19 protein-coding genes are annotated in these 23,828 nt (G+C 65.0%); 12 read left to right on the forward strand and 7 right to left on the reverse strand.

From position 1 onward, the window contains the following. Nucleotides 1–7: 7 nt before the first annotated feature. Genes ACNFIC_RS09495 through ACNFIC_RS09510 form a run of 4 tightly spaced genes read left to right on the forward strand, consistent with a single transcriptional unit; the run spans nt 8 to nt 2,878 of the window. On the forward strand, nt 8–790 hold the full coding sequence (locus ACNFIC_RS09495; RefSeq protein ID WP_416780881.1) for an ABC transporter permease: 783 nt from the start codon (nt 8–10) through the stop codon (nt 788–790). Beyond that, complete coding sequence (locus tag ACNFIC_RS09500) at nt 790–1,641, forward strand: ABC transporter ATP-binding protein (protein ID WP_416780882.1); 852 nt, start codon at nt 790–792, stop codon at nt 1,639–1,641. Before ACNFIC_RS09495 ends, ACNFIC_RS09500 begins: the two co-directional genes overlap by 1 nt. Beyond that, on the forward strand, nt 1,638–2,603 hold the full coding sequence (locus ACNFIC_RS09505; protein ID WP_416780883.1) for a HEAT repeat domain-containing protein: 966 nt from the start codon (nt 1,638–1,640) through the stop codon (nt 2,601–2,603). Before ACNFIC_RS09500 ends, ACNFIC_RS09505 begins: the two co-directional genes overlap by 4 nt. Continuing rightward, a complete protein-coding gene (locus ACNFIC_RS09510; protein ID WP_416780884.1) occupies nt 2,603–2,878 on the forward strand; it encodes a DUF971 domain-containing protein in 276 nt (91 codons plus the stop codon). Before ACNFIC_RS09505 ends, ACNFIC_RS09510 begins: the two co-directional genes overlap by 1 nt. A gap of 16 nt (nt 2,879–2,894) precedes the next feature. Here the strand turns inward: ACNFIC_RS09510 and ACNFIC_RS09515 are convergent, their stop codons facing one another. Beyond that, nucleotides 2,895–3,758, reverse strand: a complete 864-nt coding sequence (locus ACNFIC_RS09515; RefSeq protein ID WP_416780885.1) for an ABC transporter ATP-binding protein — start codon at nt 3,756–3,758, stop codon at nt 2,895–2,897. After that, on the reverse strand, nt 3,755–5,329 hold the full coding sequence (locus ACNFIC_RS09520) for an ABC transporter permease (RefSeq protein WP_416780886.1): 1,575 nt from the start codon (nt 5,327–5,329) through the stop codon (nt 3,755–3,757). Before ACNFIC_RS09520 ends, ACNFIC_RS09515 begins: the two co-directional genes overlap by 4 nt. A gap of 322 nt (nt 5,330–5,651) precedes the next feature. Here ACNFIC_RS09520 and ACNFIC_RS09525 point away from each other — a divergent pair, with 322 nt between their 5' ends. Together ACNFIC_RS09525 and ACNFIC_RS09530 are read left to right on the forward strand one after the other, a co-directional pair. Then, the gene (locus ACNFIC_RS09525) at nt 5,652–6,695 is read left to right on the forward strand and encodes an ABC transporter substrate-binding protein (protein WP_416780887.1); all 1,044 of its coding nucleotides are present in this window, start codon (nt 5,652–5,654) and stop codon (nt 6,693–6,695) included. Nucleotides 6,696–6,723: 28 nt separating this feature from the next. Next, nucleotides 6,724–7,629 (forward strand): TauD/TfdA dioxygenase family protein, encoded by a 906-nt coding sequence (locus ACNFIC_RS09530; protein ID WP_416780888.1) that lies wholly within the window; start codon nt 6,724–6,726, stop codon nt 7,627–7,629. A 51-nt stretch (nt 7,630–7,680) separates the two neighbouring features. Here the strand turns inward: ACNFIC_RS09530 and ACNFIC_RS09535 are convergent, their stop codons facing one another. Beyond that, a complete protein-coding gene (locus ACNFIC_RS09535; protein ID WP_416780889.1) occupies nt 7,681–8,595 on the reverse strand; it encodes a LysR family transcriptional regulator in 915 nt (304 codons plus the stop codon). 191 nt (nt 8,596–8,786) lie between these two features. On the opposite strand from ACNFIC_RS09535, the gene ACNFIC_RS09540 reads away from it, so the two are divergent. From ACNFIC_RS09540 to ACNFIC_RS09560, 5 genes are all read left to right on the forward strand, one after another. Continuing rightward, entirely contained in the window at nt 8,787–11,120 is a 2,334-nt protein-coding gene (locus ACNFIC_RS09540) for a TonB-dependent receptor (RefSeq protein WP_416780890.1), read from the forward strand. A 16-nt stretch (nt 11,121–11,136) separates the two neighbouring features. After that, the gene (locus ACNFIC_RS09545) at nt 11,137–12,810 is read left to right on the forward strand and encodes an aryl-sulfate sulfotransferase (RefSeq protein WP_416780891.1); all 1,674 of its coding nucleotides are present in this window, start codon (nt 11,137–11,139) and stop codon (nt 12,808–12,810) included. Between the two features lie 348 nt (nt 12,811–13,158). Then, on the forward strand, nt 13,159–14,601 hold the full coding sequence (gene gabD, locus ACNFIC_RS09550; RefSeq protein WP_138220561.1) for an NADP-dependent succinate-semialdehyde dehydrogenase: 1,443 nt from the start codon (nt 13,159–13,161) through the stop codon (nt 14,599–14,601). 184 nt (nt 14,602–14,785) lie between these two features. Next, complete coding sequence (gene gabT, locus ACNFIC_RS09555) at nt 14,786–16,063, forward strand: 4-aminobutyrate--2-oxoglutarate transaminase (protein ID WP_138220560.1); 1,278 nt, start codon at nt 14,786–14,788, stop codon at nt 16,061–16,063. 131 nt (nt 16,064–16,194) lie between these two features. After that, nucleotides 16,195–17,547, forward strand: coding sequence for an HDOD domain-containing protein (locus ACNFIC_RS09560; RefSeq protein WP_416780892.1), 1,353 nt, complete (start codon nt 16,195–16,197; stop codon nt 17,545–17,547). Nucleotides 17,548–17,566: 19 nt separating this feature from the next. On the opposite strand, the gene ACNFIC_RS09565 is transcribed toward ACNFIC_RS09560, so the two are convergent. Together ACNFIC_RS09565 and desA are read right to left on the reverse strand one after the other, a co-directional pair. After that, nucleotides 17,567–18,550 (reverse strand): GGDEF domain-containing protein, encoded by a 984-nt coding sequence (locus tag ACNFIC_RS09565; RefSeq protein ID WP_138220580.1) that lies wholly within the window; start codon nt 18,548–18,550, stop codon nt 17,567–17,569. A gap of 141 nt (nt 18,551–18,691) precedes the next feature. Next, nucleotides 18,692–19,876 carry a delta-9 fatty acid desaturase DesA gene (gene desA, locus ACNFIC_RS09570; RefSeq protein WP_138220558.1) on the reverse strand — a complete coding sequence of 395 codons (1,185 nt, stop codon included), beginning with the start codon at nt 19,874–19,876 and terminating at the stop codon, nt 18,692–18,694. 151 nt (nt 19,877–20,027) lie between these two features. Between desA and dibA the strand changes: the two genes are divergently transcribed. Further along, nucleotides 20,028–21,923, forward strand: a complete 1,896-nt coding sequence (dibA, locus tag ACNFIC_RS09575) for a phosphodiesterase DibA (protein WP_138220557.1) — start codon at nt 20,028–20,030, stop codon at nt 21,921–21,923. Between the two features lie 160 nt (nt 21,924–22,083). On the opposite strand, the gene ACNFIC_RS09580 is transcribed toward dibA, so the two are convergent. Then, on the reverse strand, nt 22,084–22,728 hold the full coding sequence (locus ACNFIC_RS09580) for a methionine ABC transporter permease (RefSeq protein ID WP_138220556.1): 645 nt from the start codon (nt 22,726–22,728) through the stop codon (nt 22,084–22,086). Continuing rightward, nucleotides 22,718–23,827 carry a methionine ABC transporter ATP-binding protein gene (locus ACNFIC_RS09585; RefSeq protein ID WP_416780893.1) on the reverse strand — a complete coding sequence of 370 codons (1,110 nt, stop codon included), beginning with the start codon at nt 23,825–23,827 and terminating at the stop codon, nt 22,718–22,720. The genes ACNFIC_RS09580 and ACNFIC_RS09585 overlap by 11 nt, the downstream gene beginning before the upstream one ends. Nucleotide 23,828 lies beyond the last annotated feature (1 nt).

The following is a 23,828-nucleotide window of genomic DNA, read 5'->3' on the forward strand; positions in this document are numbered from 1 at the left end:
CACCGCCATGACCCGCGACCTGACCCGCTGGCCGCTGCGCCTGGCTTCGCTGCTGGCTTGCCTGCTGTTCTGGCAGTTGGCCGCCCAGCACAAGCTCGACCTGCTGCTGTTCACCTTCACCTACGTGCCCACCCCCGCTGCGGTGCTCGACGCTGCCTGGCAACTACTCACTTCCAACGCGCTGCTGGCGCACCTGGGCAGCAGCCTGGCGCGGGTGTTCGCCGGCTACGGCGTGGCGGCGCTGCTGGGCGTGTCGCTGGGCCTGGCGATCGGCCGCTCGCGCTGGCTGGAAGACACCCTGCTGCCGCCGCTGGAAGTGCTGCGGCCGATCCCGGCAGTGGCGTGGATCCCCTTGGCGATCCTGATGTTCCCGTCCTCGGAGTTGTCGATGGTGTTCATCACCTTCACCGGCGCATTGTTCCCGATCCTGCTCAACACCGTGCATGGCGCCGAGGCGGTCGACCCGCGCCTGGTGGCCTCGGCACGCAGCCTGGGCGCCGGGCGCGGGGCGATCCTGCGCGAGGTGGTGTTGCCCGGCGCGTTGCCGAGCATCGTCACGGGGTTGTCGATCGGCATGGGCACCTCGTGGTTCTGCCTGGTCACCGCCGAGATGATCGCCGGGCAGTTCGGCATCGGTTACTACACCTGGGAGTCCTACACCTTGCAGAACTATCCCGACATCATTGTCGGCATGTTGCTGATCGGCCTGCTGGGCATGGGCAGCAGCGCGCTGGTCAAGCGCCTGGGCGCGCTGGCCACACCTTGGTATCGAGCGCGGAGGGGCGTGTGATGAGCATTCATCAAGCCGTCCCTGGGCGCATCGAGGCGCAGGGGCTGTCGATTCGGCTGGGCCATGCAAGCGAAGCGTTCGAAGCGGTGCAGGCGCTGGATTTTTCCATCGCCCCCGGCGAGTTCGTGTGCATCCTCGGGCCGTCCGGCTGTGGCAAGTCGACCCTGCTCGGCGCCCTGGCCGGGCATCTCACGCCTGCCAGCGGGCAGTTGCGGGTCGACGGCCAGGCGATCACCGGCCCTTCGCCGCAGCGCGGCATGGTGTTCCAGCACCACACCCTGTTGCCCTGGCGCAGTGTGCTGGACAACGTCGCCTTTGGCCTGAAGATGCAGGGGCAGGGCAAGGCCGAACGCCAGCGCAAGGCTGCCGAGATGCTGCAACTGGTAGGCCTGGGCGACTTCGCCGAGCGCTGGCCCAGCCAGCTGTCTGGCGGCATGCAGCAACGCGCCGAGATTGCCCGGGTACTGATCAATCGGCCGCGGCTGCTGCTGATGGACGAGCCCTTCGGCGCCCTGGATGCGCAGACCCGCGCACGCATGCAGGAACTGCTGCTGGATATCTGGGGCCGCATTCGTACCACCGTGGTGTTCGTCACCCACGACATCGACGAGGCGCTGTTCCTCGCTGACCGCATCCTGGTGATGAGCCCGCGCCCTGGGCGCTTCATCGAAGACCTGCGCCTGGACTTCGCCCGCCCGCGCCGCGCGAGCCTGTTGACCAGCCCCGAATTCACCCATCTCAAACGCCATTGCCTGGCGCTACTGCGCCACGAAGAAGGCCGCGAATTGCCGCGCCTGACACCGTTGGGCCTGCCCGACGTCGACCATCCTCCGCTGCGGATTGCGCTATGACCGAACGAATCACCGACAACCCCGATATCCTCGAGCTGTTGCCGCGCCTGAACGACAGCGACGCCGGTGTGCGCCGCATCGCCCTGATCGAACTGGCCGACCTGGAAGACCCGGACGGCCTGCCGTGGTTGACCGACGCGCTGCTGGTCGATGGCGCCGCCGAGGTGCGTGCCGAGGCCGCGCGCCTGCTCGAAGCCTGGGAGGAGTCCGAAGTGGTGCAAGGCCTGTGCGCCGCCTTGGCCGATCCCGCCGAGCCGGTGCGCCTGGCGGCGGCGCAGAGCTTGAGCGAGCTGAAGACGCAAGATGCCGGGCAGTTGATCCTGCCCTGGGCCACCCACAACGAGGCGTTCGTGCGCGCCAGTGCCCTGCGCGCCCTGCGCGAGCTGCGCCTGGCGGACGCTGCTGGGCCCGCGCTACGGGCGCTGGCTGACATCGATGCCGGCGTGCGCCGCGAGGCGGTGGGCATCCTGGGTTGGCTCAAGCATGAACCGGCGCTGCCCGCCCTGGCGCAGCTCGCCGCCGATGAGCCGGACACCGAGGTCCGCCGCGCCGCCATTGGTGCATTGGGCCTGGCGCGCGATGCCAGTGTGCTGCCGGCGTTGATCGGTGCGCTGGCTGACCCGGCCTGGCAGGTGCGCGAGGAAGCGGCCACCACGCTGGGCAAGGTCGGCCATGCCGAGGCCGGACCGGCGTTGGTCGCGGCCCTGGCCGACGCTTACTGGCAAGTGCGCCTGCGTGCCGCCCGCGCCCTGGGGCGCTTGCGCTTCGCTGGCGCCCTCGATGGCTTGGCCGAACTGCTCGGGCATGCCATCGCCAACCTGCGCAAGGAGGCCGCGCTGGCCTTGGGCGAACTGGGTCAGGCGCGCGCGCTGCCGGTCTTGCAGGCTGCCGAAGGCGACAGCGACCCAGAGGTGCGCAAGGCTGTGCGCATCGCCTTGGCGCAGTTGCAGGGGGTGGTCTGATGAACGCCCCCTGCGCGCTGCGCAATCGGCGCGAGGCAGGCGAGTTGCGGGTGTGCTGGGGCGAGGTCGAGCAGGTCATCAGCCATGCCCGCCTGCGCGGTGCCTGCCCGTGCTCGCAGTGCCGGGCGGGGCGTTTGAAGGGGGCGATTTCACTGGTTCGCGACGATGTGCGGGTGGAGCGGATCGAGGCCCAGGGGTATGGCGTGCAACTGGTGTTCAGCGATGGACATGAACGCGGCATCTACCCCTGGAGCTACTTGCGCGAGCTGGGCTGAAGCCCCTGACGGGGCTTCACAGTGCGATCAACTCCGGTCGCAATCCTTCCACCCGTTGCAGCGCCGGCCGCAGATACCCGCCATCCCCGGTGATCTGGTGCAGCACCTTCTCCCGCAAACCATGCAAGGCCACCCCGGTGCGCTGGCGCGGGTGCGGCAACTCGATCTCTACGACCGCCTTGATCCGCCCGGGCCGAGGCTCCAGTACCACGACTCGGTCGGCCAGGTAGGTGGCCTCTTCGGCATCATGGGTCACCAGCAGGATGGTTACCCCCGAGCGCTCGCGAATGGCCAGCAGCTCATCCTGCAACTGCTGGCGCGTGAGGGCATCCAGTGCACCGAAGGGCTCATCCAACAGCAGGATGCGCGGGCTGGCAACCAACCCGCGAGCGATCGCCACGCGCTGGGCCATACCGCCGGACAACTGGTGCGGGTAGGCCGTCTCGAACCCCACCAGCCCCACCAGTTGCACGAATTCGTGCACCCGACGGGCACGCTCGCCCTGGGTGAGTTTTTCGTTCACCAGGCCCAGGGCAATGTTCTGTTCCACTGTCAGCCACGGGAACAGCCGATGCTCCTGGAACACGATGCCACGTTCGCCGCCAATGCCGTGCACCGGTTGGCCATCGATACGGATCTGGCCGCTGTAGTCATTGTCCAGCCCCACCAGCAGGCGCAGCAGGGTGGATTTGCCACAGCCCGAGGCGCCAACGATGGCGATGAACTCACCGGGGTTGATCGACAGGTCGAAGTTGCGTATCGCCTCGAACGGCTGGCCGTCGACGCTGAAGGTCTTGCTGACCTGCTCGAAGCTCACCAGCGGTGGCGTGGCATCGGCTTGGTTGGCCGCGTGCAGGGCCGGGGTGATAAAGGCATTCATGCGGATCTCCAGCGCGTAGCGCGCGATTCGAGGCGGTGGCCGAGGTGGCCGAGCAGGGCGCCGACCAGGCCGATCAGGACCATCGCGGCCATCACCTGGTCCATGCGGAACAATTGCTGGGCGCCGATCATCAGACTGGCGATGCCGCCGTCCGACGGCATGAAGTATTCGGCGCCGATGGTGCCGAGCCAGGCGTAGATCAGCGACAAGCGCAGGCCTGCGAAAACGCCGGGCGCGGCGCCTGGCAATACCAGCAGGCGCAGGCGCTGCGGCAGGTTCAGGCGCAGTGCCCGGGCAGCTTCGCCCAGTTGCGGCGACAGGCTGGCGACGCCGCGTTGGGTCGCGATGAACAGTGGGAAGAACGCCGCCAGGGCGACGAAGACCAGCTTGGCGCCTTCTCCCAGCCCGAACCAGGCCGTGAGCAACGGCACCCAGGCGAACAGCGCCACTTGGCGCAGCGCCGACAGGCTTGGGCCGAATGCGCGTTCAGCGGTGTGCGACAGCCCCAGCAGCAAGCCGGCGGCGAAGCCTGCGCCGCCACCCAGTAGCAGGCCAGACAGCGTGCGTTGCAGGCTCAGGCGCAGGGCGTCGGGCAGCGAACCGTCCTGAACGCCGGCGATCAGGCTGCGCAGCACGTCCAGCGGCGAGCTGAGGATGTTGGCGTCGACCCAGCCAAGGCTGTTGGCTGCCTGCCACAGCACCAGCAACACCGCTGGCAGCAACAGGCTCTGCCAGCCGCGCGGCACCTCGCCGCGACGCTGCTCGCCGGTGGGCGGTTGCGGCCAGTACAGCAAGCTGCGTTCCAAGCGGCTGAAACCGCGGTCCATCAGTGCGCCGACCAGGCCGATCAGCAGGATGCACAGGAACACCAGGTCGAGCATGAACAGCTGTCGCCCCCACACCATCAGGTAGCCGATGCCTTCGCTGGAGGCCAGCAGCTCCACCGCCAGCAGTGACGTCCAGCCGGCAGCCAGGGCCAGGCGCACGCCGGCCAGGAAGGCGGGCAGGGCGGCTGGCAGCAGCAGGCGCCAGAACAGCAGGTGTGCTGGCAAGCGCAGGGTGGCGGCGGCTTCACGCAACTTGGGTTGGGCATCACGTACGCCGACCAAGGTGTGCAGCGTGACCGGCACCACGATGGCTTTGACCAGCACGACCAGCTTGAGCAGTTCGCCAATGCCGAAGAACAGCATGAACAACGGAATCCAGGCCAGGGTAGGGATCTGCGCCAGGGCCACGAAGCTGGGCAGCACCCAGGTTTGCGCGCGCCGTGAGCCGCCCAGCCAAGTGCCGAGCACGAGGCCGCTGGCAATACCCGCCAACAGCCCCCACAGCAAGCGCTGCACACTTATCCACAGGTGCCCCCAGATCTCGCCTGCGCCAAACTCCAGCGCGCTCTGCCACACCAGCGCAGGCGCCGGCAGGATCTGCTCGCTCATCCAGTGCTCGCGGCTGGCGACCACCCACAGGGCCAGTACCAACGACGGCACCAGCCAAGGGAGTGCGTGGGCGCGAGCGTACCTCGCGCTGGGGCGCCAGTGAGATTGCCGGGTGACATCCGCTGTTTCACTCATCCTGACCTCCCGGTCCTGTGCATCGCCTCGGCACTGCCACCGGTTGCATGCTTATTCGCTTATGGAATTAAAAAATCGCGATAGTGGTTATCGAGGGATAAGAGCATGGGTCTGGCGCCTGCGCAAAGCCCGTTTCATTGCGTTTTCCTCATATTTTCCATGCGCGTTATGCAAGCCGTCCGCAGGCCCGCGCGCCGCCTGATTTATGTCATTCGGTTACTGAAAAATGAGTTTTTGATCTTTGTAGGTTCTAACCCGACCTGCCTAGCTTCTGGCCAACGCGCCGGCCATCGCCGGTGGCAGCCTGCCAAGGAGCCTTGCCATGAATCCCCCGATACGCCACTTGTTCACCGCCCTCGGCCTGCTCGGCGCATTGGTGCTCAATGCCCAGGCGGCCGAGTTGGCCAAGCCCGAGCGCATCCGCATCGCCGTGCCTGACCTGAGCGCCGGCAGCAAGCACAGCGCCGCTGGTGTGGTCGACGTGCTGCGTGACCAGCAGCTGCTGGAAAAAGAGTTCGCCAAGGACGGTATCCACATCGACTGGCTGTTCTTCAAGGGCGCCGGTCCCGTGGTCAACGAGGCGCTGGCCAATGGTCAGGCCGACTTCGCCTACCTGGGCGACCTGGCGGCCATCGTCGGCAAGGCCAACGGCCTCGACACCCGCGTGCTGTCTGCCGGGGTGCGCAACGTCAAGAGCTACCTGGGCGTGGTGCCGGGCTCCGGCATCCACAGTCTGCAAGACCTCAAGGGCAAACGCGTGGCGGTATTCCGTGGCACCGCCAACCAGCTGTCGTTCGCCAGTGCGTTGGCCAGCCAAGGGCTGTCCGAGCGCGACCTGAAGGTCATCAACCTCGACTTCAACGCCTCCAACGCCGCACTGGCGGCCAAGCAGATCGACGCCGCCTGGGGCCTCTCCAACCTGCTGTCGCTGCGCGAGCGTGGGCTGGTGGAACTGCCGGTCAACTCCCGCGACCTCAAGGGCGCCGGCAGCACCCAGGCGGTGTTGCTGGGCACCGGGGCGTTCATCCGCCAGCACCCCGACCTGGTCCAGCGCCTGGTCAACGCCCAGCAGAAGGCTACCGACTGGCTGCGCGATGAACACAACCGCGAAGCCTTCGTGGAACTGGTGGCGAACAACGCCAACTGGCCGCGCAGCATCCTCAGCGACGACCTGGCCAAGGAAGACCTGGCCAACTACTTCGACCCACGCCTGGATGCCGGCTTCGTCGCCCAGTTGCAGCAAGGCGTGGACCTGGCTGCCAAGGAGCGCCTGATTCGCCGCAGCTTCCAAGTGGCCGACTGGATCGAGCCGCGTTTCCTGGATGCCGCCCTGCACCAGGAACAGGCCGTCCAGGCCGGCCGCTGACCCGACAACAACCGTGAGGAGCACGACCATGAGCAACGCTGCACTGGCCACCGCGCCGCAAACCCTGGAACTGGACATCCACCCGATTGCCGGGCGCATCGGCGCCGAGATCCGTGGGGTGAAATTGTCCGCCGACCTCGATCCAGCGACCATCGACGCCATCCAGGCCGCGCTGGTCAAGCACAAGGTGATCTTCTTCCGTGGCCAGGCCCACCTGGACGACGTCGGCCAGGAAGCCTTCGCCCAACGGCTCGGCGAGCCCATCGCCCACCCCACCGTGCCGGTGGTCGACGGCACCAGCTACCTGCTGCAACTCGATGGCGCCGAAGGCCAGCGGGCCAACTCCTGGCACACCGACGTGACGTTCGTCGACGCCTACCCCAAGGCCTCGATCCTGCGCAGCGTGGTGGCTCCGGCCTCGGGCGGCGACACGGTGTGGGCCAACACCGCCAGCGCCTACCAGGAGCTGCCCGAGGCGCTGCGCGCGTTGGCCGACCAGCTGTGGGCGGTGCACAGCAACGAGTACGACTACGCCAGCGTCAAGCCCGACGTAGACCCAGCCAAGCTTGAGCGCTATCGCAAAGTGTTCACCTCGACGGTGTACGAAACCGAGCACCCGGTGGTGCGGGTGCACCCGATCAGTGGCGAGCGGGTGTTGCAGCTGGGGCATTTCGTCAAACGCATCAAGGGTTATTCAGTGGCCGATTCGCAGCACCTGTTCAGTGTGCTGCAGGGGCATGTGACGCGCTTGGAGAACACCGTGCGCTGGCGCTGGCAGGCCGGTGACGTGGCGATCTGGGACAACCGCGCGACCCAGCATTACGCGGTGGACGACTACGGTACCCAGCCACGGGTGGTACGCCGGGTGACCCTGGCCGGCGAAGTGCCGGTGGGGGTCGATGGGCAGCTGAGCCGGACCACGCGCAAAGGCTGATGTCGATCCATGGGAGCGGGCTTGCCCGCTCCCACAGTCCAACCGCGAGTGTCAGTGTTCGGCGTCACAGGCCAGCAACTGCCGCACCAGCCCTTGCGCCAGCGGCGACAGCCCATACCCCACCCGGCTCACCACCCCGTAGCGGGTGTAGAACGCCTCTTCCTGCTCCGGCGCCAGGTCCGCAAGCTTCAGCGCCACCAGCCCCCGCTCCATCTGGTAAGGCCGCAGGTTGGCACTGCAGGCGATGCCGATGGTGTCCGAATGCAGCACTACGTTCAGCAACGCATAGCCATGCTCGCACTCCACGCTCGGCAGGAAGTCCTGACGGCCGCTCAGGTCGCTGAGAATCTTGCGGATGTTCGGCGGGCGGAAAGTCGTGGCCAGCGGATAGTCGAACAGATCCCTCGCCTGCACCTCGGCGCGCTCGGTCAGCGGATGCCCGGCGCGGCAGCAGAAGTGCCAGCGCTGGGGCGTGAGCTTGATCACCTGGTAGTCCGGGTCGGCTTCGAACTGACGGGTGTCGGCGACGAAGAACTCGATTTCCTCGGCAATCAGCTTGCGGTTCAGGGCTTGCCAGTGATCCACCTGAAAGCACGTGCGCGCTGACGGGTACTCGGCGACGAAGCGCGCCACCGCCCGTGGCACCAGGCCACCGGCCGGGGCGGGACCGGAACCGAAGCGCACCACGCCGGTGGTAGCGCCGTTGAACTGGTTGATCTCGTTGACCAGGTTATGCGCCCCATGCACCAGGCGGCGGGAGTGTTCCAGCACCAGCAAGCCCTGGCGAGTCGGCGCCAGCTCCTTGCTGGCGCGGTCTACCAGGCGGCAGCCGACGTTGTGTTCCAACGTCTGGATGCTGCGGCTGAAGGCCGATTGCGAGAGGTTCACCGCCGCCGCCGCGGCAACGAAGCTGCGGTGTTCGATGAGGGCGATGTAGTGGCGGAGCTGGCGCAGGTCGATATGCATTTTCTACATGGAAACTTTCGGTCGAATGCAATTGCCGGGAAGGGTTAGGGCTTTTATAAAGGGAGTCACTTATTCCACAAAATATGAAATACAAATATTTATATACCTTAAAAGAATAAATCCCCGCCAACCGCGATTCGGTTCCGCCAACGGAAATGCTCGCCAGGGTCAATGCCTCAAGGAGCATTTGCATGTCCGGAACATTCCGCTGGCCGACGCGTGCGTCGTTGTTTGCCCTTCAACCCTTGGCCGCTGGCGTGTTGCTGGCCGCTGCCGGCAACAGTCTTGCCGAAGAGCCTGCCGGCCCCGGCGTCGAGCAACAGGCCGCCAAGCTCGTTACGGTCACGGTCAATGCCCGGCGCCGTGAAGAGACCGCACAGAGCGTGCCTACGCCGATCAGCGTGCTCGACAGCGAAACCCTGGAAACCCAGCGGATCTACAGGGTCCAGGACCTGCAGCAGTTGGTGCCCAGCACCAACGTCGCGTATGTGCATGCGCGCCAGTCGAGCATCTCGATCCGCGGGCTGGGCAACAACCCGGCCAGCGATGGCCTCGAGGGCAGCGTTGGCATCTATCTGGACAACGTCTACCTCGGGCGTCCGGGCATGGCCGTGTTCGACCTGCTCGATGTCGAGCAGCTTGAAGTGCTGCGCGGGCCGCAGGGCACGCTGTTCGGCAAGAACACCACCGCCGGTGTGCTGAACATCACCACCCGCAAACCTACCTTCCATACCGAAGGCAGCGTGCAATCCTCGTTGGGCGAGGACGGCTACTGGCAGACCCAGGGCAGCTTCTCCGGGCCACTTACCGAGACCCTGGCCGGGCGCATCAGCGCGTACCACACCGAAGACGACGGCTATGTGAAGAACGTCTACAACGGGCATGACCTCAATGGCGGCAAGCGCCAGGGGTTCCGTACCCAGTTGCTGTTCAAGCCTGACGACAACTTCAACCTGCGCTGGATCGGTGAATACAACGAAGAGGATTCCGATAACGGCATCCTCAGCCTGTACAGCACCGGGCCGACCATCAATGGCGTGAACCGCTACGAAAGCCTGGCTGCCCAGGCCGGCGCCACGCTGGTGTCGGGCAAGGACCGCAAGGTCAACTTCGACGCTGACCAGCAGGTAACGGTGTTCCAGGGCGGCACTTCGGTCGAGGCCAACTGGACCTTGCCCAACGACTTCACGCTCACCTCGATCAGCGCCTACCGCTGGTGGGATTTCACCCCGCGCAACGACGACGGCCTGAACGTGCCGGTGTTCAGCAGCGCCGGCGTATCGGTGCGCGACAAGCAGTATTCCCAGGAAATCCGCCTGGCCTCGCCTACCGGAGGCTTCTTCGACTATGTGCTGGGTGCCTACTACTTCAAGCAGGACCTGGACAACAAATCGTTCACCTATTACGGCGCCCAGGCCGACATCTGGAACCAGACCCCAGCCGGTGCACTGGCCAACGTCACCACCATCGGTAACGGCCACATCGACACTGACAGCTACGCGCTGTTCGGCCAGGCCACCTGGCACCTCACCGAGCGCCTGGACTTCACCGCCGGGGTGCGCGGCACGTATGAAGAGAAGAACGCCTGGGTGACCCGCGATGCGCCAGTTGGCGGCGCTGCGGTGACCGGTGCGGCAGCGGCGGCGCGCCAGGGCCGGGTGGGCGCCTACGACTCGGGTGATCTGAGCCAATACAGTTTTTCGCCCTCGGGCCTGCTCAGCCTGAGCTACCGCTTCACCGACCAGTTGCTCGGCTACGCCAGCCTGACCCACGGCGAGAAGTCTGGTGGCATCAACCTCACCGTGGGCGCGGCGCCCCGGCTGGGCACCGATTCGCTGCTGGTGGGCACCGAACGGGCCAATAACGCCGAGCTCGGGATCAAGAGCACGCTGTTCGACGATCGCCTGCAACTCAACACCAACCTGTTCTGGACCGAAGTGCATGGCTACCAGGCCAACGTCTATGACCAGGTCAACCGGGTGCAGTACCTGGCCAACGCCGGCAACGTGCGCTCGCGCGGTCTGGAGTTCGAGGCCACGGCGCTGCCGGTCCGCGGCCTGACCCTGAACTTCAACGGCTCTTGGAACGACGTGCGCTACACCGAGTACGACGACGCTCCGTGCCCGCCTGAGGTGAGCCTGGCCAACGCCGCTGCCACCTGCGATCTGTCCGGCCACCAGGTGGTCGGGGCCTCCAAGTACATCGCCAACCTCAACGGCCAGTACAAGTGGCAGCTCACCGATCACATCGAGCCCTACGTCACCGCCAGCTACGCCTTCCGCTCCAGGGCGGTGGGCACCATCGACGACTCCGAGTACGGGCAGATCCCCAGCTACGCCATCGTCAACCTGTCCACCGGCGTGCGCCTTGACCAGGGTGACGGCGTGCTCGACCTGTCGCTGTGGGTGAAGAACGCCGGCGACAAGACCTACTTCACCAGCCTGTGGAACTCGGCCAACGGCGGCTATGCCGGCGTGCTGGGGACCCCGCGTACCGTGGGCGCTACCGCCCGTTACGACTTCTGAGCAAAGGAGCGATGCCATGAATGCCAAGACCCAGCCCCACGACCTGCCCGAGGGCGCCTGCGTCACTGCCCGGGTGCCCGACCACAACGAAGCCCTGCTCGGCGACGTGGTGGTCAATCCCTACCGCCTGGCGCCGCTGACCGCTGTCATCCGCGACGGTGGCCGTAACCTGAGCGCCGCCCATGTGCGGGTGCTGGGGCGCGGCGAGCGGGGTGTCGAGATTGCCTACGAGGTGTCGGACCGATCGTTGTGGACCTACGGCGGCATCCCAGTGTTCGGCTTGTATCCCGACCACGTCAACCAGGTGGAGGTGAGCTACAAGCTCGACGGCGAGCGTATCCGCGAGCGTTACGAAATCTACGCCCCGGCGGTGCGCCTGCCGGTGGTGGCGAAGCAGACGGCGGCGCTGCCGGAGGTCGAGCCGATCAAGGTCGCACCGGGCTTCGAAAAGCGCCTGTACCTGTTCAACCACCTGCTGGCCGACATTCCCGGTGGTCGCGCCTTCAAGTGGAACGGCCTGGGGGGCGCTGCCGAGTGGGATTCAGTGGGCAACAACTGGATCGCCGACAGCAATGGCGATGTGCGCTGGTATTTGGACATCGAGCAGATCCACGACTCCAACCGCCGCGACGGCCTGGGTGGCACCATGGGCTTCCACCAGACCCGCGACGGCAAGCTGATCTGGGGCCAGGGCCAGACCTACTCCAAGTTCGACCTGCTGGGCCGGCGCATCTGGCAGCGCAACCTGCCGGACAAGTTCGCCGATTTTTCCCATGAGATCCGCGAGACGGCCAACGGCACCTACCTGCTGCGGGTCGGCACCAGCGATTACCGACGGCCGGATGGCAAGCGCGTGCGCTCGATCCGAGACCACATCATCGAGCTCAACGAGGCGGGTGACGTGCTGGACTTCTGGGATCTCAACCAGATCCTCGACCCATACCGTGGCGAGTTGCTGGAAACCCTGGGCAAGGCCGCGATCCAGCTGCCAGCCGGGGTGCGCAAGCAGGACGATCGCCTGGCCAACGAGCTGGCCGAGGGCGACCTGCCGTTCGGCGATACGCCTGGCGTGGGCACCGGGCGCAACTGGGCCCATGTCAATGCCATCGACTACGACGCCGATGACGACAGCATCATCGTTTCAGCACGCCATCAAGGGGTGGTGAAAATCGGTCGCGACAAGCAGGTGAAGTGGATCCTCGCTGCGCCCCAGGGCTGGCCGGCGCGCCTGCAGGACAAGGTGCTCAAGCCGCTGGGCGATGATTTCGAGTGGTCCTGGACCCAGCACACCGCCTGGCTGACCGGACGTGGCACGCTGAGCGTGTTCGACAATGGCTGGGGGCGTGACTTCGAGCCGACCAAACTTGCCGGCAACTACAGCCGCGCGGTGGAGTACAAGGTCGACGAGGCCAAGGGCACGGTCGAACAGCTGTGGCAGTACGGCAAGGAGCGGGGCGATGAGTGGTACAGCCCGATCACCTCGGTGGTGGCCTATCGCGCCGACACCGATACCCAGTTCATCTACAGCGCGTCGGTGAACTTCCTGACCCCGCAGAAGCTGACCACCACGGTGCTCAACGAGGTGCGCCGGGGGACCCAGGAGGTGCTGGTGGAACTCAAGGTGCACAGCCGCCAGCCGGGGAGCGTGGGGTATCGCGCGTTGGTGATCGACCTGGAAAAAGCGTTCTGAGTGGTTCCTGCCGGGAGGGCCGTCGGTCCTCCCTTCATCATTGCGTGTGCATCTTCGTCTAACCTCCTCCTGCCCTTTCATCGCACAGGCTCAGTGCTCGCTGAGCCTGTGGCTCGGGCTCGCCCGCGAACGGCCGAAGCGGGGATTTCAGACGGGGTGTTCAACCATTCGTTCTTTTTTTCGAACAGCCTATTGTCCAACCCCCCAGCAGCCGCTTAGCATTCCGTTTGAGATTTCAAACGCTCGGCACCCAGGCGTCGAACACCCTGGTGCACGAATTCCTGACGGCCGCCGCCTTTTGGTGGCGCCTTTTCAACAATCAATAATTCGCAGTAAAGGGAAGCCGACATGCAGCTCAAAGACGCTCAGTTGTTCCGCCAGCAAGCCTTCATCAACGGTGAGTGGCTGGATGCGGACAACGGTCAGACCATCAAGGTGACCAACCCGGCCACCGGTGAAGTCATCGGTACGGTGCCGAAGATGGGCGCCGCCGAAACCCGCCGCGCCATCGAAGCGGCCGACAAGGCCCTGCCGGCCTGGCGTGCACTGACCGCCAAAGAGCGTGCTGGCAAGCTGCGTCGCTGGTTCGAGCTGATGATCGAGCACCAGGACGACCTGGCCCGCCTGATGACCACCGAGCAAGGCAAGCCGCTGGCCGAAGCCAAGGGCGAGATCGCCTACGCCGCTTCGTTCATCGAGTGGTTCGCCGAAGAAGCCAAGCGCGTCTATGGCGATGTCATCCCAGGCCACCAGCCGGACAAGCGCCTGATCGTCATCAAGCAGCCGATCGGCGTAACTGCCGCCATCACCCCCTGGAACTTCCCGGCCGCGATGATCACCCGTAAAGCCGGCCCGGCCCTGGCTGCCGGTTGCACCATGGTGCTCAAGCCTGCTTCGCAGACCCCATACTCGGCCCTGGCCCTGGTCGAACTGGCCACCCGCGCCGGCATCCCGGCTGGCGTGCTGAGCGTGATCACCGGCAGCGCTGGCGAAGTCGGCTCCGAACTGACCGGCAACTCCCTGGTGCGCAAGCTGTCCTTCACCGGCTCCACCGAAATCGGCCGCCAGCTGATGGAAGAATGCGCCAAGGACATCAAGAAGGTTTCCCTGGAGCTGGGCGGCAACGCGCCGTTCATCGTGTTCGACGATGCTGACCTGGACAAGGCTGTCGAAGGCGCGATCATCTCCAAGTACCGCAACAACGGCCAGACCTGCGTCTGCGCCAACCGTATCTACGTGCAGGACGGCGTCTACGACGCGTTCGCCGAGAAGCTCAAGGCTGCTGTGGCCAAGCTCAAGATCGGTAACGGCTTGGAAGAAGGCACCACCACTGGCCCACTGATCGACGGCAAGGCTGTGGCCAAGGTTCAGGAACACATCGAAGACGCCGTCTCCAAAGGCGCCAAGGTGCTGTCCGGTGGCAAGCTGATCGAAGGTAACTTCTTCGAGCCGACCATTCTGGTCGACGTGCCAAAAACCGCCGCTGTCGCCAAGGAAGAGACCTTCGGCCCACTGGCGCCGCTGTTCCGCTTCAAGGACGAGGCCGAAGTCATCGCCATGTCCAACGACACAGAGTTCGGCCTGGCCTCGTACTTCTATGCCCGTGACATGAGCCGTGTGTTCCGTGTCGCCGAAGCCCTGGAATACGGCATGGTGGGTATCAACACCGGCCTGATCTCCAACGAAGTGGCGCCGTTCGGTGGTATCAAGGCGTCGGGCCTGGGCCGCGAAGGTTCCAAGTACGGCATCGAGGACTACCTCGAAATCAAATACCTGTGCCTGAGCATCTGATCCGGCACTGAACAGGTTTTACCTCTGCCAGCGGGGCGCGAGAGCGACGCCTCGCTGGTCTTTTTGACACCGCAGTACCTGGTGGCCAGGGCGTTCACGGCAGTCGATCAACGAATACTGTTCGCGAACCTTCCAGCCACCCCCGAATAAAAGCGCCGTCAGCGTCGGCGCGAATGAGGGCATTATGAGCAAGACCAACGAATCCTTGATGCAACGTCGTGTCGCCGCCGTCCCACGTGGTGTTGGCCAAATTCACCCGATCTTCGTTGAAAGCGCGAAGAACTCGACGGTGATCGACGTTGAAGGCCGCGAACTGATCGACTTCGCTGGCGGCATCGCAGTACTGAACACCGGCCACCTGCACCCGAAAGTGGTTGCTGCTGTTCAACAACAGCTGACCAAAGTCAGCCACACCTGCTTCCAGGTACTGGCCTACGAGCCTTACGTCGAGCTGTGCGAGAAGATCAACAAGCTGGTCCCAGGCGACTTCGACAAGAAGACCCTGCTGGTGTCCACCGGCTCCGAAGCCGTTGAAAACGCCGTGAAGATTGCCCGTGCCGCCACTGGCCGTGCCGGCGTGATCGCCTTCACTGGCGGCTACCACGGCCGTACCATGATGACCCTGGGCCTGACCGGCAAGGTCGTGCCGTACTCCGCGGGCATGGGCCTGATGCCAGGCGGCATCTTCCGCGCGCTGTTCCCGAGCGAGCTGCACGGTGTCAGCGTTGACGACGCCATCGCCTCGGTCGAGCGCATCTTCAAGAATGACGCCGAGCCACGCGACATCGCCGCGATCATCCTCGAGCCGGTACAGGGCGAAGGCGGCTTCCTGCCTGCGCCGAAAGAGCTGATGAAGCGCCTGCGCGCGCTGTGCGACCAGCACGGTATCCTGCTGATCGCCGACGAAGTGCAGACCGGTGCAGGTCGTACTGGCACCTTCTTCGCCATGGAGCAGATGGGTGTCGCGCCTGACCTGACCACCTTCGCCAAGTCCATCGCTGGCGGCTTCCCGCTGGCCGGTGTGTGCGGCAAGGCCGAGTACATGGACGCCATCGCCCCGGGCGGCCTGGGCGGCACTTACGCCGGTTCCCCGATCGCTTGCGCCGCGGCCCTGGCCGTCATCGACGTATTCGAGGAAGAGAAGCTGCTGGACCGCAGCAAGGCTGTTGGTGAGCACCTGACCGCTGGCCTGCGTGAAATCCAGAAGAAGCACCCGATCATCGGCGACGTCCGTGGTCTGGGCTCGATGATCGCCGTGGAAGTCTTCGAGAAAGGCACCCACACCCCGAACGCCGCTGCCGTTGCCCAAGTCGTGGCCAAGGCACGTGACAAGGGTCTGATCCTGCTGTCGTGCGGCACCTACGGCAACGTCCTGCGTATTCTGGTTCCGCTGACCGCCGAAGACGCACTGCTGGATAAGGGCCTGGCCATTATCGAAGAGTGCTTCGCTGAACTTGCTTGATGTGATGCGCTTCTGAAAAAAACCCGCCTCGGCGGGTTTTTTTTTAACTGTTTGAGGGCAACTGGCGCTAATGTTGTACGAGGAATCTGAGGAAGCTGCGACGGATCGCGCGTCATAACTGGAGAAACGCCATGAGCGCCGCCGACCCTGTACCCCCTTGCGTGCTGATCGCCGAAGGCGATCCGTGGGTGCGTGACATGCTCAGGGAAATGCTGCTGAGCGTACGTTGCGACGCTCGGCTACGGGTCTGTGCCGATGGCTCCGAGGCCGTTAGCGCGTTGGCTACCCAGCCTGATTTGATCATCGCTGCCCGTGAACTGTCCGGCGTCGATGGCCTGGACCTGCTGCGCAAGGTGCGCACCAGCGGTGAGCACGCTGCCTTGCCGTTCATCCTGCTCAGCAACCGTACCGACAGCGCCAGCGTACGTGAGGCATTGCCGCTGCACCCCACGGCGTATCTGAGCAAGCCGTTGGATATGGACAACCTGCGCAAGCGCCTGGAGGGCTTGCTGCTGGAGGTGGGCGAGTCTGTCGCCTGCCCGGTCCCGGCGTTGGCGCCGGGCGTGAAGCTATCGGGTTTTCTTGAGCAACGCCGCGCCACCGCCGACGGCGGCCCGTTGTTCGCCGATGTGCAGGTGGCGATCAAGCGTGCGCTCAATCCCCAGGGCCTGAACCTCAAGGTGCTTGAGCAAGAGATCAGCAGCGACCCGCAGATTACCGGCGTCTTGATCGCCGCAGCCAACAGCGCCGCGCTGCACCGCGAGGCCCCTGTGCAAACCCTGTTGCAGGCGTTGAACAAGCTAGGCAGTACCCAAAGCATGAATTTGATCCTGGGGTTGACCCTCAAGCGCAGCGCGCGCCTGAGCGACCCCTTGTTGTCGCAGCATGCCGCGCATTACTGGAACCTCTCGCTGCGCACGGCCGACTACAGCCGCACCTTGGCGCGCCAGCTGGAAGTGGACGAAGGGCGCTGTTATTGCGCGGGGCTGCTGCATTGCCTGGGCGACCTGGCGGTGTTGCGCACCCTGCAGGAATGGCGGCTGGCAGGTGGCGAGCTGGACGAGGATCAGGTCCAGCTGTCGCTCAACGAGTTCGGAGCACCATTTGGCTCGGCCTTGCGTACCCGCTGGCGCTTGCCGCTGAGCCTGCGTGAGCTGATCGCAGCGGTGTACCAGTTGGGTGGCGGGGTGTATTCCCGCGAGATCCTGGCAATGAACTTGGCCGGTCAGTTGGCGCGTCTGAAACCCAGCGAAGGGTTGGAGAAGGTGGCCAGTAGCAAGACGGCGCGGCTGCTCAAGGTCGGTCTGCCGGAGCTGACACGCCTGCGCAAGGTCGACCCCCATGCGGTGGCCGAGGAAGAGGCGGCCAAGGCCAGGCTGGCCGTTGAAGAAGAGGCTGCGCGGTTGGCGCAGGCAGGAACGCCGGAGATGGCTGAGGTGCCGGTCGAGGCGGCGCCAGGGGAGGCTGAGGGCAAGCAGGTGTGAGCGTTGCAGCCCATCGCCCTCAGCCCAGGACGATCTGGTTCTTCCCCTGCCGCTTGGCTTGGTACATCGCCGCATCGGCGCGGGCGAACAAGCTGTCCAACGCCTCGTCCTGGTCATTGAGCCCGGTCAGGCCCTGGCTGACGGTTACCCCGTAGGTCTGCTGCCCGTGACTGAAACTCAGGCGCTGGATCTCGCGCTGTAGGCGTTCGGCGATCTGCTCGGCCACCTGCGCAGTGCAGCCAGGGAATACCGCAGCGAATTCCTCGCCGCCAATACGCCCGAACAGGTCGCCACGCCGCAGCACCGCCTTGCCGCTGTCGGCAATCCGCTGCAGCACTTGGTCGCCTTCCTGGTGGCCGTAGCTGTCGTTGATCTGCTTGAAGTCATCGATGTCCAGCAACAGGAAGGCCAGCGGCGTGCCGTCTTCGCGCGCATTGTCGAACGCTTGCTGGGCGCATTCGAAGAAGTGACGGCGGTTGCTGCTTTGTGTCAGTACGTCAGTGGTGGCCAAGCGTTGCAACTCGCCTTCAAGCTGCTTTTTCTCGGTGATGTCTTCAGCGATGCCGACGATGATCACCCGCGAGTCGCCTTCGCGTTGCTGGTTGATGTAGCACTTGTCGCTCAGCCAGCGCACCTCGCCGTTGGCGTTGAGAATACGGTACTCGCGGTCCTCGACCGTACCTTTGACCAGCACCTGGGCCAGGCTGCGCTCGGCGTACTCCAGATCGTCCGGGTAGATCGCGTCGCGCCACTCGTTGTAGTCGGCCAGCACCAGGCTGGCCGGGCGGCCGAAGATGCGCTCGAAGGCTGGGCTGACATACAGCACCTGGCGGGTCTCCCAGTCGAAGGCCCACAGTACGGCATTGACGCTGTCGAGCAGCGAGGAATACAGCTGTTCGCGCTCGCTCAGCCGCGCCACCTCACCTTGGGCGTGGAGCAGGGCGAGCAGGGTCTGGGCCGCTTCGGGGCGCGGACTGGCAGTGTGTGGGTGGTCTTTGGCCATGAGCACGGAGCGTTTCTCGACGAAGGGCGTGCGGCCACGGTCCGGCCCGCCACGCTAGGCGATATGCCGGATTGGAGTCGTATCTCAGGCGGGAAGTTCCGAGCGGCATGCCCCGCAGCGGAGCATGCCGATCAACGGCGGTTACACCCCCGTGGGGCGCAGCGAGTAGGTTTTGAGCTGTGCGGCGAACTCGCGCAGAGACTGGATACCGCTGGCCTCGGCCTCGTGTACCCAGTCTTTCATGGCCGCGAGCATGTCGTGGCCGTTGGCGCTGGTGCGGGCCCAGATCTGTTGCAGGGCCAGGCGTTTCTCATAGATGGTCGTGAGCGCCTGGCTGTGGGCCAGGATCGACTCGATACGCACGTGATGACGGTCCTGCAGCAGGCTGGTCTCGCGCGATAGCAGGCGCTTGGCCCGACGGAAACGGTGACGCACCGAGGCGTCTACCTTGCCCAGCTCCTGTTTCACCAGCGGGCCGATCACCAGCTTGCGGTATTGCGCCATGATCTGGAAACGGTTGTTGAGGATGGCCATGGCCGTGTCCATGTCCAGCGACGCCTTGCCCTCGACGCGGTGGGCGATGGGCGCGACCCGTTGCACCTTGGCCAGGTGCAGCAGGCTCAACAGACGGATCCACATCCAGCCCATGTCGAACTCCCAGCGGCGCACCGACAGCTTGGCCGAGTTGGGGTAGGTGTGGTGATTGTTGTGCAGCTCTTCACCACCGATGAGGATGCCCCAGGGCACCAGGTTGGTGGCGGCGTCGCGGCACTCGAAGTTGCGATAACCTACTGCGTGGCCCAGGCCGTTGACCACGCCTGCGGCCCAGAACGGGATCCAGGCCATCTGCACGGCCCAGATGGTGATGCCGATGGTGCCGAACAGCAGCAGGTCGATGACGGCCATCAGCGCGATCCCGCCGAGCTTGTAGCGCGAGTAGACATTGCGCTCGACCCAGTCGTCCGGGCAGTTCTTGCCGTAGATGCGCAGCGTCTCTGCGTTGCGGGCTTCTTCACGGTACAGCTCGGCGCCTTTGCGCAGTACGGTGCCCAGGCCCTTGTGCACAGGGCTGTGCGGGTCATCCGGGGTTTCGCACTTGGCGTGGTGCTTGCGGTGTACGGCGGTCCACTCGCGGGTGTTCTGCGCCGTGGTGAGCCACAGCCAGAACCGGAAGAAATGCTTGAGGCCCGCGTTCAGCTCCAGCGCGCGGTGTGCCGAATAGCGGTGCAGATAGATGGTCACGCTGACGATGGTCAGGTGAGTCATCAGCAAGGTGACGCCGACCAGTTGCCAGGCCGACAGATCGAGCAGACCGTAGTACCACATGCTTATGAAAACCCTCGGAAACACAGGGGAAAATCGCCGGTTATTATCCCTTGGCAGGGAAATAAAACCAGTCGCGCTTTTTGCTAAGAAGTCACAGGATGATTCAGCCTTTATAATCCCCCTTCCTTTTCCATGGGCTCATCCACCCGACATGTCTGTTTCCGTTCGCGACGCCTTGCGCATGGCTGCGCTCTACGTGGTGCTTTCGATCCTCTGGCTGGGGCTGTCGGAGCTTGTGTTGCAGAGCATGTCCGAAGATCCACTGGCGCTGACCGTAGGACGGCAGATCAATGTGGTGGTGTGGGTGCTGCTCAGTGCTGCGCTGATCTTCGTCTCGCGTGTGCGGCTGCTCACGTTCATCGGCATCGGTGCCCGCCTGCGCAGCGCGGATCGCGAGCGCCTGCGCATGGCCGCAGCGGTATTCGACAGTACCTTGGAAGGTGTCCTGGTGACCGACCGCCACGGTCTGATCGTGCACGTCAACCGGGCGTTCATGCGCATCACCGGCTACCAGCAGGACGAGGTCATCGGCCAGCGCCCGAGCAAATTCAAGTCTGGTCGTCACGGCGCGTCGTTCTATCAGCAGATCTACGCCACGCTCCACGCTACGGGCGAATGGAGCGGCGAGATCTGGAACCGCCGCAAAAGCGGCGAAATCTACCCCCAGTGGCAGACGATCCGCGCCATCCGCGACGACAATGGCGAGCTGAGCCATTACGTGGCGGTGTTCAGCGACATCAGTGCGATCAAGCACAGCGAGCAGGAACTGGCCTATCTGGCCCACCACGACCCGTTGACCGGATTGCCCAATCGCCTGCTGTTCAGCGACCGCCTGGAGCAAGCCCTGGCGACGGCTCAGGCCAACAAGCGTGGCTGCGCCTTGCTGCTGCTGGATCTCGACCATTTCCAGAGCATCAACGATGGGCTCGGCCACCCCATCGGCGATCAGTTGCTCAAACGGGTGGGCGAGCGCCTGCGCGAGGCGTTGGGTAACAGTGTGACGCTGGCGCGCCTGGGCGGCGACGAGTTCGGGGTGCTGGCCGAGAACTGCCAGCAGGTGGGCCAGGCCGGCAAGCTGGCGCAGAGCATCATCGAGCGCCTGCGCGAGCCATTCAACTGCGATGATCATCGACTGTTCATCAGTGTCAGCATCGGCATCAGCCTGTTCCCAAGCGATGCGCTCAGTGGCGAGCAACTGCTGCGCAATGCGGACTCGGCGTTGTTCAAGGCCAAGAGCAGTGGCCGCGCCTGCTATGCCTTGTACACCGAAGAGCTGACCGCGCACGCCCAGCAGCGCGTGGAAACCGCTGGCGAGTTGCGCCGGGCGCTGGAGCAGGATGAACTGCGGGTGTTCTTCCAGCCTGTGCATGACCTGTTCAATGCCCGCATGATCGGTGTCGAGGCACTGGTGCGCTGGCAGCATCCCCAGCGTGGGCTGGTGCCGCCGGGCGACTTCATTCCGGTCGCCGAGCGCACCGGGCTGATCGCCGAAATCGACGCGTGGGTGCTGCGCCAGGCGTGCCAGCAGATGGTCCAGTGGCAGGCCGAGGGCAAGCAGCTCGACTTCGTGGCGGTGAACATCTCCAGCCGCCTGTTCGGCCAGCACGAGCTGTACCGCCAGGTGGCCGACGTGTTGCACGAGACTGGCCTGGCCCCGGCGTTACTGGAAATTGAGGTGACCGAAAGCGCCGTGATGGAAGACCCGGAAGTGGCGCTGGAGCAACTTCACCGCCTGCGCGAGTTGGGCCTGAACCTGGCCATCGATGACTTCGGCACCGGCTATTCGTCGTTGCTACGCCTCAAGCGCATGCCGGTGCAGAAGCTCAAGATCGACCAGGGCTTCGTCGCCGGGCTGCCACATGACGAGGATGATGTGGCCATCGTCCGGGTGATCATCGCCCTGGCCCGCAGCATGGGCATGCAGGTACATGCCGAGGGCATCGAACAGGCCGAGCAGGCGCGTTTTCTGCTGGAGCAACAGTGCCAGCTGGGGCAGGGGTACTGGTTCGGACGGCCGGTGCCGGCGCAGGAGCTGCACTGGGGCTGAGGATCTCCCACAGAATTGCGCAAAGCCAGAATCCAGCGCTGCACCTGTAGGAGCGGCCTTGTGCCGCGAACACCGGCAAAGCCGGTGCCATCCACCGAGTCGCCTGCTTCGCGTTAGTCCGGCACTCCGGCAAGCCCGCTTCCACAAAGGCCGTGTTAAATCAGCGCTTGTTCAACCCCTTGGCCAACCGATCCCCCCCCAACTGGATCACCGCCACCAACGCCACCAGCATGACGATCACCGTCAGCATGATCTGGCTGTCGAAGCGCTGGTAGCCGTAGCGGTAGGCAATGTCCCCAAGCCCCCCGGCGCCGATCGCTCCGGCCATGGCCGAGGAGTTGATCAGGGTCACCAAGGTGATGGTGAAGCCGCCGACGATCCCCGGCAGGGCTTCGGGCAGCAGCACGTGCCAGACAATGTGCCAGCGTCGACAGCCCATGGCCTGGGCCGCTTCGATCAAACCGTGGTCGACCTCACGTAGGCTGACTTCGGCTATGCGCGCGAAGAACGGCGTGGCGGCGATGGTCAGCGGCACCACCGCCGCCCACACGCCGTAGGTGGTGCCAACCACCAGGCGTGTGAAGGGGATCAGCGCGACCATCAGGATCAGGAACGGGATCGAGCGGAACAGGTTGACGATGGCGCCCAGTACCCGGTTCAGCACCGGGGCTTCGAAGATGCCGCCCTTGCCACTGGTGACCAGCAGCACCGCCATCGGCACCCCGACCAGCAACGCGATCAGCGACGACACGCCGACCATCAGCAAGGTGTCGAGCAAGCCTTGCAGCAGTCGATCAATCCACATGGCCAAGTACCTCCACATCCGTTGCCCAGTGGCGGGCCCGTTGCAGCAGTTGATGGGTATCCAGCGGCGAGCCGCGTACCGACAGGATCAATTGCCCGAGGGCGTGGTCGCCGATGGTCTCGACGCCGCCCTGGAGCAGCCGTACTTGGCCGCCCAGCGCACTGAACAGGCTGCTCAGTTCGGGTTCGCCGAGCACGCTCAGGCGCAGCACGAGCGCCGCATCCTGGCTGATCGGACTGGCCCGCAGGCTGGCCTGCAAACTCGCCGCAAGCTTGGCCCGCAGCGGCGCCAGCAAGGTCTGGGTGACCGCGTGGCGCGGTGCACCGAACACCTGCCAGACCTCGCCTTGCTCGACCACTTCGCCACGTTCGAGTACCACCACGCGCTGGCAGATGTCGCGGATCACCGCCATTTCGTGGGTGATCAGCACCACGGTCAGGCCCAGGCGCTGGTTGATGTCGCGCAGCAACTCGAGGATCGAGGCGGTGGTCTCCGGGTCGAGCGCCGAGGTGGCTTCATCGCACAGCAGGATCTCAGGATCATGGACCAAGGCCCGGGCGATGCCGACCCGCTGCTTCTGCCCACCGGAAAGCTGCGCGGGGTAGACGTGGTGCTTTTGTGCCAGGCCCACCAGCTCCAGCAACTCGCGGACCTTGCGCTGGCGTTCGGCCTTGGGCACGCCGGCCACCTTCAGCGGCAATTCGACGTTCTGCCACACGGTCTTGGCCGACATCAGGTTGAAGTGCTGGAAGATCATGCCGATGCGTCGGCGCAGGGCCACCAGGCGGTCCTCGTCGAACGGCGCGATGTCCACCTGGTCGATCAGCACCCGGCCCTGGCTGGGTTGCTCCAGGCGGTTGATGGTGCGCAGCAGCGACGACTTGCCAGCACCGCTGCGGCCGATGATGCCGAAGATCTCGCCACGGCGGATGTTCAGGTCGATGCCGTGCAAGGCCGGTTGCGTTTGACCTGGGTAGGTCTTGCCCAGGCCGATGAAGCGCACATGGGCTTCATTGACCTCCGGGCGCAGGGCCTGCCCGGTCGCTTTTGCCGGTGCGCTGTGCGGGGAGGGCGCCCGAAGGGCGCTGGCCTGGCTCATT

The sequence above is a fragment of the Pseudomonas sp. NY15463 genome (genome assembly GCF_048068415.1).
Taxonomy (GTDB): Bacteria; Pseudomonadota; Gammaproteobacteria; order Pseudomonadales; family Pseudomonadaceae; genus Aquipseudomonas; species Aquipseudomonas mosselii_C.